14 protein-coding genes are annotated in these 15,827 nt (G+C 65.5%); 5 read left to right on the forward strand and 9 right to left on the reverse strand.

From position 1 onward, the window contains the following. Nucleotides 1-13 precede the first annotated feature (13 nt). Nucleotides 14-538 (reverse strand): DUF3617 domain-containing protein, encoded by a 525-nt coding sequence (locus KI242_RS31380; protein WP_011064350.1) that lies wholly within the window; start codon nucleotides 536-538, stop codon nucleotides 14-16. Between the two features lie 131 nt (nucleotides 539-669). On the opposite strand from KI242_RS31380, the gene cls reads away from it, so the two are divergent. After that, a complete protein-coding gene (gene cls, locus KI242_RS31385; RefSeq protein ID WP_015637553.1) occupies nucleotides 670-2,109 on the forward strand; it encodes a cardiolipin synthase in 1,440 nt (479 codons plus the stop codon). Between the two features lie 9 nt (nucleotides 2,110-2,118). Here cls and cfaB read toward each other — a convergent pair whose 3' ends face one another. From cfaB to KI242_RS31425, 8 genes are all read right to left on the reverse strand, one after another. Beyond that, on the reverse strand, nucleotides 2,119-3,306 hold the full coding sequence (cfaB, locus tag KI242_RS31390) for a C17 cyclopropane fatty acid synthase CfaB (RefSeq protein WP_015637554.1): 1,188 nt from the start codon (nucleotides 3,304-3,306) through the stop codon (nucleotides 2,119-2,121). Between the two features lie 84 nt (nucleotides 3,307-3,390). Then, nucleotides 3,391-4,179 carry a DNA-binding domain-containing protein gene (locus tag KI242_RS31395; RefSeq protein WP_123431140.1) on the reverse strand — a complete coding sequence of 263 codons (789 nt, stop codon included), beginning with the start codon at nucleotides 4,177-4,179 and terminating at the stop codon, nucleotides 3,391-3,393. Continuing rightward, nucleotides 4,170-5,015, reverse strand: coding sequence for a DUF692 domain-containing protein (locus tag KI242_RS31400; RefSeq protein WP_212805807.1), 846 nt, complete (start codon nucleotides 5,013-5,015; stop codon nucleotides 4,170-4,172). The genes KI242_RS31395 and KI242_RS31400 overlap by 10 nt, the downstream gene beginning before the upstream one ends. Nucleotides 5,016-5,080: 65 nt before the next feature. After that, nucleotides 5,081-5,332 (reverse strand): membrane protein, encoded by a 252-nt coding sequence (locus KI242_RS31405; protein WP_011064355.1) that lies wholly within the window; start codon nucleotides 5,330-5,332, stop codon nucleotides 5,081-5,083. A gap of 118 nt (nucleotides 5,333-5,450) precedes the next feature. After that, nucleotides 5,451-7,355 (reverse strand): cation-translocating P-type ATPase, encoded by a 1,905-nt coding sequence (locus tag KI242_RS31410; RefSeq protein ID WP_212805808.1) that lies wholly within the window; start codon nucleotides 7,353-7,355, stop codon nucleotides 5,451-5,453. Then, entirely contained in the window at nucleotides 7,352-8,410 is a 1,059-nt protein-coding gene (locus tag KI242_RS31415; RefSeq protein WP_212805809.1) for a protease modulator HflK, read from the reverse strand. The genes KI242_RS31410 and KI242_RS31415 overlap by 4 nt, the downstream gene beginning before the upstream one ends. Continuing rightward, on the reverse strand, nucleotides 8,407-9,447 hold the full coding sequence (locus KI242_RS31420; protein ID WP_212805810.1) for a protease modulator HflC: 1,041 nt from the start codon (nucleotides 9,445-9,447) through the stop codon (nucleotides 8,407-8,409). The genes KI242_RS31415 and KI242_RS31420 overlap by 4 nt, the downstream gene beginning before the upstream one ends. Further along, nucleotides 9,444-11,393, reverse strand: coding sequence for a protease modulator HflK (locus tag KI242_RS31425; protein WP_212805811.1), 1,950 nt, complete (start codon nucleotides 11,391-11,393; stop codon nucleotides 9,444-9,446). Before KI242_RS31425 ends, KI242_RS31420 begins: the two co-directional genes overlap by 4 nt. A 245-nt stretch (nucleotides 11,394-11,638) precedes the next feature. Between KI242_RS31425 and KI242_RS31430 the strand changes: the two genes are divergently transcribed. The 4 genes from KI242_RS31430 to KI242_RS31445 are packed head-to-tail and all read left to right on the forward strand — an operon-like array spanning nucleotide 11,639 to nucleotide 15,821. Next, on the forward strand, nucleotides 11,639-12,262 hold the full coding sequence (locus KI242_RS31430) for a CDP-alcohol phosphatidyltransferase family protein (RefSeq protein ID WP_011064360.1): 624 nt from the start codon (nucleotides 11,639-11,641) through the stop codon (nucleotides 12,260-12,262). Between the two features lie 10 nt (nucleotides 12,263-12,272). After that, complete coding sequence (locus tag KI242_RS31435) at nucleotides 12,273-14,030, forward strand: bifunctional alpha/beta hydrolase/class I SAM-dependent methyltransferase (protein ID WP_053160532.1); 1,758 nt, start codon at nucleotides 12,273-12,275, stop codon at nucleotides 14,028-14,030. Next, complete coding sequence (locus tag KI242_RS31440) at nucleotides 14,030-15,376, forward strand: phosphatase PAP2/dual specificity phosphatase family protein (protein WP_053160605.1); 1,347 nt, start codon at nucleotides 14,030-14,032, stop codon at nucleotides 15,374-15,376. The genes KI242_RS31435 and KI242_RS31440 overlap by 1 nt, the downstream gene beginning before the upstream one ends. Continuing rightward, nucleotides 15,366-15,821 (forward strand): hypothetical protein, encoded by a 456-nt coding sequence (locus tag KI242_RS31445; RefSeq protein WP_015637562.1) that lies wholly within the window; start codon nucleotides 15,366-15,368, stop codon nucleotides 15,819-15,821. The genes KI242_RS31440 and KI242_RS31445 overlap by 11 nt, the downstream gene beginning before the upstream one ends. Nucleotides 15,822-15,827 lie beyond the last annotated feature (6 nt).

Genomic DNA, 15,827 nt, shown 5'->3' on the forward strand with positions numbered 1-15,827 from the left:
CGTCAGCCAAAAGTCAGGAGGCGCGGGGTTTGACCGTGCCGCAGTCCTGGCCCAGCCACACGGCACGGGTGTCCATGCTGCCCTTCTGCTGCAGGCCGGTGGCGTTGAAGGTGCCGGCCACGTTGGTGGTGAACTCACGATCGCTGATGAACGTGGCCACTCCATTGCCCTGGGCCTTGGGGCAACTGAAGCGGAACTTCCATTGATTGCCACTGCGTTCGGTCACCTGCTGCTGGCAACCCGACTGCGGGTCCTGCAGCGGGATGGTGTCCGACTGCACCTGGGCCGGTGTCAGGCACACGCGAATCCCCTTGCCGCCCATGGTCACACCCTGTTTCTCCAGCATCGCCCGCTGTTGCGGGGTCATCTGCTGCTGCAACTGGCCGAGAATCAGCGACAGGTCCGGCATGTTCTGGTCGTCGATCTTCATGTTGCTGCTGGTCAGCTCCCACAACCCCGGCTGCAGCATCTGCGCCTGCGCCACCACCGGAAGCGCCAACCCTGCCGCCAAGGCCCAACCCAGTAAACGAAGTTTCATCGAATGACTCCTAGACAATAGTGGCCGTTAGACTTCAGCCGGGGCACGGTGTTGCATGCAGAATAAAATAGCGACATTCACCGTGGAACATGGTCTGTTAGGCATTGAATCTTCAGGAGCAAGGCTGCCCCATGGATTATTTTGGCCCGCACATCTTCGGCTATCTCATCGCACTGCTGCATTTTCTCGGGTTGATCGCCGCGATCCACGCGGTACTCACCGTCAGGACCGCCCAGGGCGCCATCGCCTGGGCCCTGTCGCTGCTGTTCATGCCCTACCTGACCCTGATTCCCTACCTGGTGTTTGGTCGCAGTACCTTCGACGCCTACATCCAGGCCCGGCGTCAGGCCAATGTGGAAATGCACAAAGCCATCAATGAGCTGAACTGGCGCCCCTGGGTGGAAGAAGCCCTAACCGCCCGCGCCTCCAAGGCCTACGCCTCGCTGCGGGCCATGCCCAAGCTGGGGCGCATGCCGTGCCTGGCCAACAATCAGGTGCGCCTGCTGGTCAACGGCGACGCCACCTTCGAAGCGATCTTCAATGCCATCCGCCGCTCCCACAAGGCGGTGCTGATCCAGTTCTTCATCATCCACGACGATGAACTGGGCCGGCGCCTGCAACGCCTGCTGCTGGAAAAGGCCGCCGAGGGCGTGTCGATCCACCTGCTCTACGACCGCATCGGCAGCCACTCCCTGCCCGCCAGCTACGTACAGACCCTGCGCGACGCCGGGGTCCAGGTGCACGCCTTCGCCACCCGCAGTGGCTGGCTCAACCGCTTCCAGGTGAACTTCCGCAATCACCGCAAGATCGTGGTGGTGGACGGCATGCTGGGGTTCGTCGGCGGGCATAACGTCGGCGACGAATACTTGGGCAAGAAGCCGCCCCTGGCGCCCTGGCGTGATACCCACGTGCAGGTCAGCGGACCGGTGGTGGCCTGCCTGCAGGAGTCCTTTGCCGAAGACTGGTTCTGGGCCGCCCGGGAACTGCCGCCGCTGATCCTCCCGGACACCTACCCGGACGACGGCGTGCTCTGCCAACTGCTGGCCAGCGGCCCGGCCGATGCCTACGAAACCTGCTCGCTGTTCTTTGTCGAGGCCATCCACGCGGCCACCGAGCGGGTGTGGATCACCAGCCCGTACTTCATTCCCGATGAGGCGGTGTTCGCTGCCCTGCGCCTGGCGGTGCTGCGGGGCGTGGATGTGCGCATCCTGCTGCCCGCCCGCCCGGACCACCGCATCGTCTATGCCGCCTCCAGCCTGTACGCCTTTGAAGCAGTGCGCGCCGGGGTGCGAGTATTCCGCTATCAGCCAGGGTTCCTGCACCAGAAGGTGGTGCTGATCGACAACGAAATCAGCGCCATTGGCAGCGCCAACCTGGACAACCGTTCGTTCCGCCTGAATTTCGAAGTGATGCTGCTGACGGTGGACGACGACTTCGCCACCGAAGTGGAACACATGTTGGAAGCCGACTTCGCCAAGGCCCGGGAAATCGCCAAGGAAGAAAGCCGCCAGACCCACCGCCTGCAACAACTGGGCATGCGGGTCGCGCGGCTGATTTCTCCGATCCTTTAAGGGCCAGGCTTATGGATGGTAGAGGTCATCCCGGGTCCAGGGCAGTTCATGGCTGCCATCGGCATGGGGCTTGACCGCCAGGATCTGGTGCAGGTTGATCCAGCCCTTGGCAAAGGCATAGGCGCAGCCCGCCAGGTACAGCCGCCAGATCCGTAGCGCCTGCTCCGGAACCTGCCTGGCGGCGGCTTCCAGATTGTCTTCCAGGCGTTCGCTCCAGTGATCCAGTGTCCGCGCGTAATGCATGCGCAGGCTCTCGACATCGACAATTTCCAGCCCCGCCTCGCTGATGAACGCCGAGATCATTGCCAGGTGCGGCAGCTCGCCATTGGGAAACACATAGCGCTCGATGAAGTCCCCGGCCCCGCGGCCCACCGGGCGGCCGTCGGTGTGCTTGGCGGTGATGCCGTGGTTCATCACCAACCCGCCCTCGCGCACGGCCCTGAACAGGGTCTGGCAGTACTCCGGCAAGTTGGCGTGGCCGACGTGCTCAAACATGCCGACACTGACCACCTTATCGAAGCGGCCATCCTGGGGCAGGTCGCGGTAATCCAGCAGTTGCAGGTCCACCAGGTCGTCCAGGCCTTCGGCGGTCACTCGCTCGCGGGCCAGGGCCAGCTGCTCCTTGCTCAAGGTGATGCCGAACACCTTGGCGCCGAACTCACGCGCGGCGTAGCGGGCCAGCCCGCCCCAGCCGCACCCGACATCCAGCAGGTAGTCCCCCGGTTGCAGGCGCAGCTTGCGGCACAGGTGGCGGAATTTGGCTTGCTGGGCCTGTTCCAGAGACTCGCTTCCGGTCTCGAAATAGGCGCAGGAATAGGCCATGTCGCTGTCGAGCCACAGTTGGTAGAAGGCGTTGGAAAGGTCGTAGTGATAGGAAATCGCGGCTGCGTCGGTCGCCTTGTCGTGCAGCGAGCGCACCGGCTGGTTGCCGTCGTCATCGTCGAGCAAGGCCTGGCTCAGTTCGTCGCAGACCCGGATGACTTCGCTGATGGAACCTTCCAGTTCCAGTTTGCCCTCGACAAAGGCGCCCCCCAAGGCATCCAGGCTAGGGTGAGTCAGCTGCGCCACCAATTGCGGGTCCTTGACCACGATCGTGACGTTGGGATCCGGCCCCAGATTGAATTCATGGCCGTCCCAGAGCCGCAGGCGTAAAGGCAAATGCAGATTCTGTAAGGCCGGTGGAAGTTGCGCGAGCATGGAAAATCCCCCCTTGTTTCAGACGTCTGAAATGAGGGTAGACCATCCTAGAAAATAGCAGGCTATCGATTTGATAGTGGTTTTCTATGATTCGCTGCGCATCACCAGGCCATCTTCGACCCACTGTTTCAACCAGGTAACCGCCTGCAGCGGGGCCCCCTCGGCATAAGTGACGGCCAGCCCGGCGCAGAGTTCCGCAAAATTCCACCGTTGCTCGATCATGCCCCGCAGCGCTGTGGCCTCTTCGGCTGGCAGGCTGCGATAACGGCAGACCCGGTCCGCTCGCCAGACCAGGCACAGCTGCTGCTGATCGAGTAAAGCACTGCGGGGGAAATCCGCCTGCTCCTTGACCGCGCGCCACTGGGCCACGCTGTTGTAGCGGCAGTCGAGCCATTGCACACAGGGCGCCAGGCGCAGTTGCAGCTGCGGCCATTGCTCGACATCCAGCCCGGCCATGGCCGCCACCGTCAGCACCTGGGCTTCGGCTGCGTCGAAGGCCAGGGTGAAGGCCCACTCCAGGCGCGCCAGTTCCGCCAGGGGGGCGCCCTGCTCCGGCACCAGATGGCCCTGGATGAATTCGGCAAAGCCCTGCCCCAGCCAGCGCAGGCTGAAATGCCGGGACGGGCACTGGCGAATATAGGCCTGCGTCAGGGCCTGGAATTCTGCATCCCCCAACCAGTGCCGGATGGCCGGGAAGTCGCTGCCCATGACCTCCTGCAACCGGGCCATGTAGGCGTTGTGATAGATCGCCAGGCCGGTCTCGACATCCAGGGTCGGGCCACCGATCAGGCTGTCTTGCAGGACGGCGCGGGCCTGGGCCTGTTCACCCAACAGATAGGCTTCAAAAGCCAGTTGCCAGTCGTTCAGGCGCATTGCTGCCTCCCGGCCAGGATCTGTTGCCCGAGATCTCGGGCCTTGTGCAGTTCGCTGAGCAGCTCTTCCAGGGGTGGAAAATGATCGTCGCGCTCCAGCAGGGTGGCCACCGGCCCCAGGTGTTCAAGGGTGCGTTGATACAGCGCCCAGACGGGATCGCAGACCGGGTGGTCGTGGGTGTCGATCACGTAGTCGCCATAATCCTGGTGCCCGGCCAGATGCAGTTGCCGCACGCGCTGCGCCGGCAGCGCCTGGATGAAGTGCCAGGGATCGAAACCATGGTTGCGCGAACTGACGTAGACGTTGTTCACATCCAGCAGCAGTTCGCAGCCGCTGAGCTGGCTCAAGGCGGCGAGAAATTCCCACTCGCTGAACTCGTCGGCCGCCGCCCGCACATAACTGGAGACGTTCTCCAGCACCAGGGGGCGCTCCAGAATGTCCTGCACCTGACGCACTCGCCCTGCCACGTAGTGCAGGCTCTCCTCGGTGTAGGGCAGCGGCAGCAGGTCGTGCAGTTGATGGGCGTTGCCCCGGCTCCAGCACAGGTGATCGGAGATCCACGCCGGGTTTGCCCGGCTGGCCAGTTGCCTGAGCCGCAGCAGGTAATCCCGGTCCAGGGCATGGGGGCCGCCGATGGACAGCGACACCCCGTGCATCACGATGGGGTAGCGCTCGGCGATCGCATCCAGGTAATACAGCGCCATGCCACCCTGCACCATGAAGTTCTCGGACACCACTTCAAACCAGTCGACGTCCGGCGCCTCGTCGAGAATCTGCTGGTAGTAGGCACTGCGCAAACCCAGGCCATAGCCCAGGCTGGAAGAAAATTCAGACATCGCCAACTCCTTGCCAAGTGGCCGCAGTGGTTGCCAACCCCACTGCGGCAGCACTCGAACGCCGCTTACTCGCCGACTTTGCCGCCTGCTTTGTCACACGCGGCCTGGGTCATGGCCTTGAAGCCCTGGCCTTTACAGGCGCCCATGCCCTTGCAGGCGTGATCCTTGGTCTTGCAGTCGTTCTGCCCTTTGCAGGCGTTGACGCCGTAGCAGTGCACCTGGGCATCGGCAGCAGACGCTTGAGTCACGACACCGGCAAACAGAGTGGCGGCAGCAAAAGCCAGGGCAGCGCCGGCGGCGGTTTTCTTCATGTTCATTTTTGTTTCCTCAATAGTCGCAGGGGATCGGCGGGTGCTTGTGCAATCCCGTCATAGCACTAGAGAGAGGAAGCATCCCGGCGTTACAGCCGGGATGAAAAAAACTGCGCGGCGGCGTCTACAGCTTCAACAGCGGCTCCTGGAAACGCAGCAGGCGACCGGCATTGCCCAACACCAGCAAGGTGCTCAGGTTGTGCAGCACCGCAGCGATCATCGCCCCCGCCGCCCCCAGCCAGCCGAACGCGGCAAAGGCGACGATGGCCAGGGTCCAGCCCAGGCCGATGATCACGTTGACCTGCAAGGTCCGCCGGCATTCACGGCTCAGGCGCACGCAGGTGCCCAGGCGTCGCAGGTCGCTGCCGATCAGCACCACATCCGCCGAAGCCAGGGCGATGTCCGCACCACCGGCGCCCATGGCCACCCCCACCACCCCGGCCTTGAGAGCCAGGGAGTCGTTGATGCCGTCGCCGACCACCATCGGCCGGAAGCCCTTGTCGATCTCCTCCAGTACCCGCTCAAGCTTGTCTTGCGGCAGGGCCTGGGCCTCGACGTCGGCGATTCCCACTTCCAGCGCCAGGCTGTCGGCCACACTCTGGCGGTCGCCGGTGAGCAGCAACTGCCGGCCCAACCCCAGTTCGCGCAACTCGCCCAGGGCATGCCGGGCCTCGGGTTTGACGCTGTCGGCCAGCAACAGCCAACCGAGAAATTCGCCATCAAGCGCCAGGCCGGCAATCGGCCCGTCGTGCCCCGGCACCGGGCTGGTGTCGATACCCAACTGGCGGAACAGCTCCGGGCGGCCAAGGGCCGCTTCGCCCTCCTCGGTACGGGCTACCACACCCAGGCCCTGGCGTTCATGAATGTCCCCCAGTGGCCATTGCTCTTCCTGGGGCACCAGCCCTGCCAGGGCCCGGCTGACCGGGTGGCTGCTGGCCGAGCCGAGGCTGGCGGCCAGAGTGAGCAGGCTTCGCTGGTCTTCCCGGGGGCTGTCGATGGCCTGCAAACGCAAGGTGCCGTACGTCAGGGTGCCGGTCTTGTCCACGACCAGGGAGGTCAGGTCCGCCAGCTCCTCGAGAAAGGCCGAACTGCGAATCAGGATGCCGTGGCGCGCGGCCACAGCGATCCCGGCGATGGCGGTGGCCGGCGCCGACAGCACCAACGCACAGGGACAGGCCGCCACCAGCACCGCGAGCATGGCTTGGGCATCGTTGGTGATGAACCAGGTCACCGCCGCCAACAGCAACACCAGCACCATGTAACTGCCGGCATAGCGCTCCAGCAAACGGGTGATGGGCGGCTTGGCGCGCTCGGCGCTTTGCATCAGGGCAATCACCTTGCCCAAGGTCGACTCCTCGCCGGTACGGGTGACCTGCACACGCAACAGTCCATCGAGATTGATTGCGCCGCCAAATATCTGCATGCCCTGAACCGCTTCCAGGGGGACCGATTCGCCAGTGATCGGCGCGGTATCCAGGCTCGCCTGGCCGGACACCACCAGACCATCGGCGGGCACCCGATCGCCGGCGCGTACTTCCACCAGGTCGCCGGCCTTGAGGCTGGCGTTGTCCACTTCCACGACGCTGCCATCGGCCCGTACCTGTCGCGCCAGGCTGCGGGTCAAGCGGCCCAGGGCGTCGATGGCTTCCTCGGAGCCGATCACGCTGCGCTCTTCCAGTACGTGGCCGAAGATCATGATGATCGGCAACAGGGCCGCGGTCAGCAGGTCGCCAGTGGCCCAGGCGCCGAGCATCGCCAGGGCGATCAGTTGGTCGGTAATGCCGTGCAGGCTCGGGTAACGCAGGCTGAACCAGGCCGAGCGCATCACCGGCACCGCCACCAGCAGCGAGGCGACACCCAACAGCAACTGGCTGACGCCCACCTGGCCTGGGGCCAGCCAGCGCCAGACCAGGCCAAGGGCCAGAAGCCCCAGGGCGAGCATGGCCAGGGTCAGCTGGCGGGCGGCGCTGCGTTGCTCGGCCGAGGTCAGCATGCTGGCGGGGGGCGAGGCATGGGTGGTGGCAGTCATTGTTCGGCTCCCTGAATGATCAGGCGTGAATCGTCTTGGGGATTGACCGTGGTCACCGAACCGGCCTGCCCGAGAATCTTCGGCAGGCGTTCACGGTAGATACGCAGCAGCATTTCCGGGTCGGTGCCGTTGCGCTGCGCCTGGGCCAGGCTCTGCACCGTGGCAGTCTGGGCCCGGGCCAGGGCCAGCCGTTCGCTGGCCTGGGCATGGGCCACTTGCAGGCTGCGGTCCGCCTGCTGGTTGGCGCCCTGGGTCAGCTTTTCCGCTTCGGTGCGGGCGTTGGCGACCGCCTTGTCGGCTTGCTGGCTGGCAGTGAGCACCGCGTTGAAGGCGCTGACCGCCGGGCCGGGCAGGCTCGATTGCACATCCACCCGCGTTGCCTCGACGCCAATGCCCTGGCCGCTGGTGGCCAACTGCGCCAGGCGCTGGTTGATGCTTTGCAGCAGATCGCCCCGCAGCCGCTCACGACGCTCGGCGGCCTGGTTGTCGCTACCCATCAGTTCCGGGCGCGCCACCAGGATGGTGTCCAGGTCACGGGCGGCGGTCAGGGCCACGGCGCTGCGGGTCACCAACCGATCCAGGGCCGGCAGCACGTGGTCAGCCTGGAGCACATAGGCGTAGGGATCGCTGACCTTGTAGAACACCCGCACGTCCAGCTGTACCACACCGGCATCGCCAGTCAGCAGGTAACCGGACCCGGCCAGGGTGTCGTTCAAAGGCGTGGCCAGGGTGGCAACCCGGTCCCCTTCCAGAGCCGCCTCGGAACGCAGCAAACCCTCCACCCGCCGCTCCAGTACCCGGTCAGCGGCGGGCAGCAGCACCACCTGCTCAAAAGGCTGGGGCCAGGCCAAGAGCAATCCGGCGCTCTGCACCCTTTCCAATTTGCCAAAGTGCAAGACCATGGCCCGGTTCTGCGGGTCGATCTGCCGCACATTGGAGAAGGCCCAGGCCAGCGCCGCCAGTACTGTCACCCCGTACAAGGCGATGAATGCCAGACGCCCGGCCTGGATCCACGGGCTGCTCAACTCATTTGTTCCACGTGGAACCTTATTCATGGTTGCGAACCAGCGGCTTTGCCCGGCAGGTTTGGCGGGCCATCCACCAGCACCCGGAAAGGCGCCGCGTCGGTGCGCAGGATCAACTTGGTGCCCGGAGTCACCACATTACCCAGGGTGTCCAGTGAGCGCAGCAAGTTGTACAGCTGCGGGGAACTGGCGTAGGCGCGGCCATAAATCTGCGCCGCTTCAACCCGGGATTGCGCCTCGATATCCGCGGCCTTCACCGTGGCATCGGCCTGGACGATCCGCGCATCGCGTTCGGCGCCAGAGCGGATTTGCGCCGCTTCGCGCTTGCCGATGGCGGTGCGTTCCGTGGCGATGGTTTCACGCTCGGCGCGCATGCGGTCCACGGTGGCGGTCAGGGTCACCGAGGGCAGGGTCAGACGCTCCACTCCCACCTGCACCACTCGCACTCCATAAGTGGAAAGCAATTGCTGTTCGATCTGCTTGCGCAGTTGCGCTTCGAAATCAGCGATGCGCACCTGGCTGGCATCGGTGTTCACCAGGTTGGCCAGATCGAAGCTGCTGGCGGTGGTTTCCAGGGCCGAACCGACAAAGGTGCGGATCTGCCGCGCCGCTTCGTCCGGCTGGTTCTGCACCGCCCGCATGAAACGCTGCACATTGTCCGCGTCGCCCTGGACCCGCCAGGCCACGTAGGCCTGGACGATAATCCGCAAACCGTCGCGGGTGCCCACATCCTGCAAGCCACTGGACGTGGTGCGCAGGCGCAGGTCCACCGGGATCGCCGCTTCAAAGGGTGCCGGCCAGCGCCAGTTCAGGCCCGGCTCCAGCAGCACCCGCGCCGGGTTGCCGAAGCGGGTGATTACCGTGGCCTCGCCGGAGCGCACTTGCACCAGGCTCGCCGCGGCCACGGCAAACAGCACCAGTAGCACGGCCCAGCCCATGCGCCGCCAGGGGAAAGGCCCGGCCTCGGCCGGCGCCCCATGATGATGGTGGTGATGCCCGTGATGGTGGTGATGGCCGTGCCCGTGGTCGTGGCCGGCGTGATCGTGGGAGTGGGAGGACTGGCTCAATGGACGGCTCCTGGCTGAGCGGCTTTACGCGGCGCCGAAGGGTCGGCCGGCAAGGTGAACGTACGCAGGTCGAGGGTCGGCGCGCTGTCGCCCCCCAGACGATGATCAAGAATCAGCAGCTTGGCCTGGCTCAGGCCCTGGCTCAGCTGGCTCAGGTACTGCTCGAGGACGAAGGCCTGCCCCGCACTGGCGAAGGCTTTCTGTTCGGCGGCAAAGCGCAGGTCGGCAGCCTGGGCCGCCGCCTGCACTTCGCGCGCATCGGCCTGGGCCTGGTCACGGGCCACGCTGGCTTGCAACTGCGCCTGGTTGGTCTGCTCGGCAGCCGCTCCACGTTCCCGGGAAATCAGCGCCTGGGCGCCAATCTGCGCCGCTTGCACACCGTGGTAGGCATTGGCCGCGCCAGCCGGCGGATGGATGGCCTCGACTACCGTGGCGAGAATCTCCACCCCGCTGTCGAGCCGATCCAGATCGCCCTGCACGGCCCTGCCGATGTCATCGGCCAGCCCGGTGCGGTCCTGCCCCAGCAGGCCATCGAGGGTGCGCGAAGCAAAGTCGTGCACCAGCACGCGGCTGGCGGTACTGCGGATCAGCGTCGGCACATCGCTGCTGTTGTAAGTGGCGGCCAGCGCCGCAGCGTCGCCCAGGCCGATGCGGTAGACGAAGCGCACGTCCATGTTGACGATCTGAAAACTCTGTTGCTGGGCATTGCCGCTGGCGATCACCTGGGATTTGTCATTCACGTGGCTGGCATCCCACAGGCGGTTGGCAATGGCGGGGGCCGGGCCTTCGGCAGGAGCCGCTTGAAACGGCTGCGAGCTTTCGCCCACGCTGGTGGCCAGTTCATGGACCACGCCGTTTTCCACCGTCAGTACCCGCCCCAGGGGCCAGGGCAGGCCCAGATGCAGGCCCGGGCCAAAGACCTGTACCGGTTTGCCGAAACGCTCGTAAATACCGCGATTTTGCATGGAAAGTTCATGAACGCCGGTCAACAGCCAACCTACCGCCAACACCACCAGCAATACCGGTACAAAGGCCCGGCGCATATAGGCGAAGGCCCAGATCTGCCGCAGATCGATGCCAAAACGGTTGTGCAATTCATGCTGCAGGCTGAGCAGGGGTTGGGGCGGCCAACGCAGCATGTCGGCAACAAAACTGTGGGCCAGAAGCCGTGGCTCCAGCTGTTCGCGCTGTGGGCTGAACAGCGACAGCACCGCGCGCAACAACAACTCGCCGGCCACCAATGCCGGCAGCAGCCCCGTCAGCACCGCCAGCCGTACTGGCCACAAGGCCGTGTCGCTGCTGAACAACAGGCACAGGGCGCTCACCAGCAAACAGATAATCGCCACCCGCAGCAGCTGCGCCAGGGCGCCGGCTTCCGGCCATTCCCCTGGGTGCTCCTGGGCCAGTTGGCGTTCCAGCACCAGCAGGGCAAACGCCAGCAGCAGAGCCAGCACCGCCACCACGCTGGCACTCAGGCCCAGGGCGGTGGCGGGCAACGACAGGTTGAACACCTGCACCACGCTGTACAGGATCAGCAGCGACCAGCCACCAAGCCACAGGGTAGGCGCGCCGATCTGCTGCAACAGGCGCCGCCCGCGCAGGGTCAGGGCAGCCGCCAGCCGGCCCTGTGGCTGCCGATCCTCCCCGGCCTCGGGCGTGACAACCGGCGCCGGGGCGATCACCTCTTCGCGCCAGCGGCTGACCCAGCACGCCGATTGCAGCCCGGCCACCACCACCAGCAAGGCACACGAAAGGTTCACCAGCAGTGCCGGCCAGATGGTCAGCGCCGCAAACAGATCGACAAACACCGCCGCCACCAGCCCCAGCACCGCCAGGCCCAGCAAAGCGGCGCCCCAGCGCTGCAAACGCGCCGCATGGGACGCCGCCTGCTGAAACCGTGGCAAGGCAGCCACCTCGCCACCTTGCGTCTCAAGATCGACTTGCATACCACCCCGCCGCTCTGGTCCGGCCCTGTGGATAAACCCACGAGCCGAAGAAATTCGAAACAATTCGTTACTATATAACGAGCCGAGTGAAATTTTTGTCCCCCGCCATGCCTTTTCATCTATTGCGTACGTCGTAGACACAGAGACAGCTGTTTGCTCATGACAAAACTTCTGATGTCAGCCCCCTGGCATTTAAGGCAATAATCCAGCCCTGCTCACCGCGTGCGACAAGGAACCGTCCCATCATGCTCTCGATTTACCAGCTCAAACCGCGCTTTCAGAACCTGCTGCGGCCGTTGGTGCAGCGCCTGTACGACAACGGCACCACGGCCAACCAGATCACTGTCCTGGCCGCCGTCATCTCGGTCCTGGTCGGCACCGTCATCGCCCTGTTCCCCGGCCATGCCTGGCTGTTCGCCCTGATTCCCCTGTGGATGATCCTGCGCATGGCGCTCAATGCCATCGACGGCATGCTGGCGCGGGAATTCGGCCAGCAATCGCGCCTGGGGGCCTACCTCAACGAACTCTGCGACGTGGTCGCCGACAGCGCCCTGATCCTGCCTTTCGCCCTGTTGCCCGGGGCCAGCCTGCTGCTGGTGCTGGCCGTGACCCTGCTGGCGCTGTTCAGTGAATACGCCGGGGTGCTCGGGCCCATGGTCGGGGCCTCGCGGCGCTACGACGGGCCCATGGGCAAGAGCGACCGCGCCTTCATCCTCGGCGTACTGGCCACCGGCATCGCCCTGGGCTGGCTCAGCGCCCTGTGGATAAACGGCGTGCTGGCACTGGTCGCCGCACTGCTGGTCTACACCCTGATCAATCGGGTCCGCCAGGGCCTCAAAGAAGTTCAGCACAATGCTCCCTCTGCATAAGGAAATGGCTATGCGCGACGCTCAACACCAGACGTTCCGAACCCATGACGGTGTCGAACTGTTCTACCGCCACTGGCCAGCCACTGAAGTGGCCCCTGGCGAACCGCGGCAAGCGGTGATGCTGTTCCACCGCGGTCACGAACACTCCGGGCGCATTGCCCACCTGGTGGAAGAGCTGAACCTGCCCCAGTTCGATTTCTTCGCCTGGGATGCCCGTGGCCATGGCCAGTCGCCGGGCGCCCGTGGCGACAGCCCGAGCTTCGCTACCAGCGTGCGCGACGTGCAGACCTTCTGTGATCACCTGGGCAGCACCCACGGGATCGCCGAGGAAAACATCGCCGTGGTGGCCCAGAGCGTGGGCGCGGTGATCGCGTCCACCTGGGTCCACGACTACGCGCCGCGCATCCGCTCCCTGGTGCTGGCCTCGCCAGCGTTCAAGGTCAAGCTGTACGTGCCCTTCGCCCGGCCCGGCCTGGCCCTGATGCGGCGCTTTCGTGGCAACTTCTTCGTCAACAGCTACGTCAAGGCGCGCTTCCTGAGCCACGACCCGGAGCGGGTCCGCAGCTATGACAGCGACCCACTGATCACCAAGGCGATCTCGGTGAATGTACTGCTGGGCCTGTATGAAGCGGCAGACCGGGTGGTAGCCGACGCCCAGGCGATCCAGGTGCCGACCCAGTTGCTGATCTCCGGCTCCGACTTCGTGGTGCATCGCAAGCCCCAGGAGCAGTTCTTCGAGCGCCTGGGCAGCCTGCACAAGGAAAAGCACATCCTCCCGGGCTTCTTCCACGACACCCTGGGGGAAAAGAACCGGGCGCCGGCCATGGCCAGCATCCGTCGCTTCATCCTGCAGAATTTCGAGCGCCCGCTGAACCGCCCTGCCCTGCTGGACGCCGACCGCCTGGGCGTTACCTGCGCCGAGTCCGAAGCCCTGGCCGCGCCGCTGCCGCACAATTCCCTGCGCGACCTGTACTGGCGCGCCACCCGTGCCAGCATGCGCCTGGGCAGCCAGCTGTCGGCGGGGGTCAAGCTGGGCTTCGACACCGGTTTCGACTCCGGCAGCACCCTGGACTACGTCTACCGCAACCGCCCCACCGGGCATTCCGCACTGGGCCGGATGATCGACCAGAACTACCTGAACTCCATCGGTTGGCGCGGCATCCGCCAGCGCAAGCTGCATGTGGAAGAACTGCTGCGCCTGGCCATGGAAAAACTCCGTGAGCAAAACAGCGAAGTGCGCATCGTCGATATCGCCGCCGGCCACGGCCGCTACATCCTCGAAGCCCTGCAAGGGGTCAGCCCGCTGCCGGAATCGATCCTGCTGCGCGACTACAGCGATATCAACGTGCGCGACGGCAGTGCGCTGATCCAGGAGAAAGGCCTGGGGGACATCGCCCGCTTCGTCAAAGGCAACGCCTTCGACCGCGAGGACCTCGCAGCCCTGGACCCGAAACCCACCCTGGCGGTGGTCTCCGGGCTCTATGAGCTGTTCGCCGACAACCAGATGGTCGGCGGCTCCCTGGCGGGCCTGGCCAGTGCCGTGGAGCCCGGCGGCTACCTGGTGTACACCGGCCAGCCGTGGCACCCGCAGCTGGAACTGATCGCCCGCGCCCTGACCAGCCACCGCGAAGGCCAGGCCTGGGTCATGCGCCGCCGCACCCAGGCGGAGATGGACCAACTGGTGGAGGCCGCCGGCTTTCGCAAGGTCACCATGCGTGTGGATGAATGGGGGATTTTCAGCGTATCCCTGGCGCAACGGGTGCAATGATGGCCGCAGGCGCCTTGCCGGCCCGGGAGCCGGGCCTGCTGAAACCCGCGGTGCTCTGGCTGCTGTTGCTGGCACCGCTGTTCTTCAGCACCTACGGCTTCGCCACCTGGGTCACCGCCCAGCGCGACGACGTCGGCAGCATGGTCTTCGACTGGGAACGGCACATGCCGTTCTGGGCCTGGACCATCGTGCCCTACTGGTCCATCGACCTGCTCTACGGCTTCTCCCTGCTGTTGCCGCGCAGCCGTGACGAGCTCAAGCGCCACGCCCTGCGCCTGCTCACCGCCCAGGTGATCGCGGTCAGTTGCTTCCTGATCTGGCCATTGAGCTTCACCTTCTCCCGGCCGGAACTGGACGGGGTTTTCGGCTGGCTGTTCGCGGTGCTGGCCGGCTTCGACAAGCCCTTCAACCAGGCGCCGTCGCTGCACATCGCCCTGCTGGTGGTGCTCTGGGTCTGCTACGCACGGCATACCCAGGGTTTCTGGCGCTGGCTGGTGCATGGCTGGTTCGCGCTGATCGGGGTCTCGGTGCTGAGTACTTATCAACACCACTTCATCGATGTACCCACAGGCGCCCTGGCCGGCTGGCTGTGTGTCTGGCTATGGCCGCTGGACCGTCCCAGCCCATTGTTCAGTGCCCGTGCGACCCAGGACCCGAAGCGCCGCCAGCTGGCCCTGCGCTATGGCCTGGGTGCGGCGCTGTTCGCCGGGGCAGCCTTTGCCTGGGGCGGCGCCGCGCTGTGGCTGATCTGGCCCGCCGTGGCGCTGTTGCTGGTGGCCTTGAACTACGCCCTGCTGGGTGCCGAGGGTTTCCAGAAGCGCCAGGACGGCAGCCTCAGCCCCGCTGCACGCTGGTTGCTGGCGCCTTACCTGGCGGCGGCCTGGATCAACTCGCGGCTGTGGACAAAAAAACATCCACAGCCGGACCCGGTTGTGGATAACGTCTGGCTCGGGCGCCTGCCGACACCGGCCGAGCTCAAGGACAGCCCGTTCGACGCCGTGCTCGACCTGTGCGCCGAGCTGTCCCTGGACAGCCGCGGGCTGCGGGCCTACCAGAGCCTGCCGGTGCTGGACCTGTGCGCCCCCAGTGCCGAGCAGTGCCTGGCCGCCGCCCACGCCATCGAACGCCTGCGCCAGCAAGGGCCGCTGCTGGTGTGCTGCGCCCTGGGTTATTCGCGCAGCGCCACGGCGATTGCCGCCTGGCTGCTGCACAGCGGCCGCGCAGCCACGGTGGATGCCGCCATCGTGCAGATCCAGCGGGCCCGCCCACAGATCGTCCTGCACCCCGCCCACCGCCAGGCGCTGCAAGCCCTGAGCAGCGCCGGGAGAACGGCCCATGTCCACTGAAATGCAGCTCTACAGCGTGGCCAGCCTGCTGCGCCGGGGCCGCGCCCTGGATCAGTTATCCACAGGCCTGACCCTGCTCGGCGCGCTGTATGGCCTGGGCCAGTACCTGCTGACCAGCGTCACCCTGGGCGGGCTGCTGGTCAGCCTGGCCCTGGTGCTGCTGGGGCTTGTGGAAAAGTACCTGGCGCTGCGGGTAGCCTTCGACGCCGACCTGTTTCAACGCGTGGCCGACGCCCCAACTACCCTGGAACACAGTACCCAGGCCCTGGACCAGGCCCTGAGCGCCCTCGGCCTGCAACCCGCGCAGCGCGGCGGCCGGCCCTGGGACCAACGCAGCCGCGGGGCCCTGGGCCTGCTGCGCCGCCAGGCATTACTGCTGGCAGCACAAGTGCTGGTGATACTGAGCGTGATCCTGGTCAGCCCCTGGCTGACCTTTGCCGGATAAGGAATG

The organism is Pseudomonas sp. Eqa60 (assembly GCF_018326405.1).
Taxonomy (GTDB): domain Bacteria; phylum Pseudomonadota; class Gammaproteobacteria; order Pseudomonadales; family Pseudomonadaceae; genus Aquipseudomonas; species Aquipseudomonas protegens.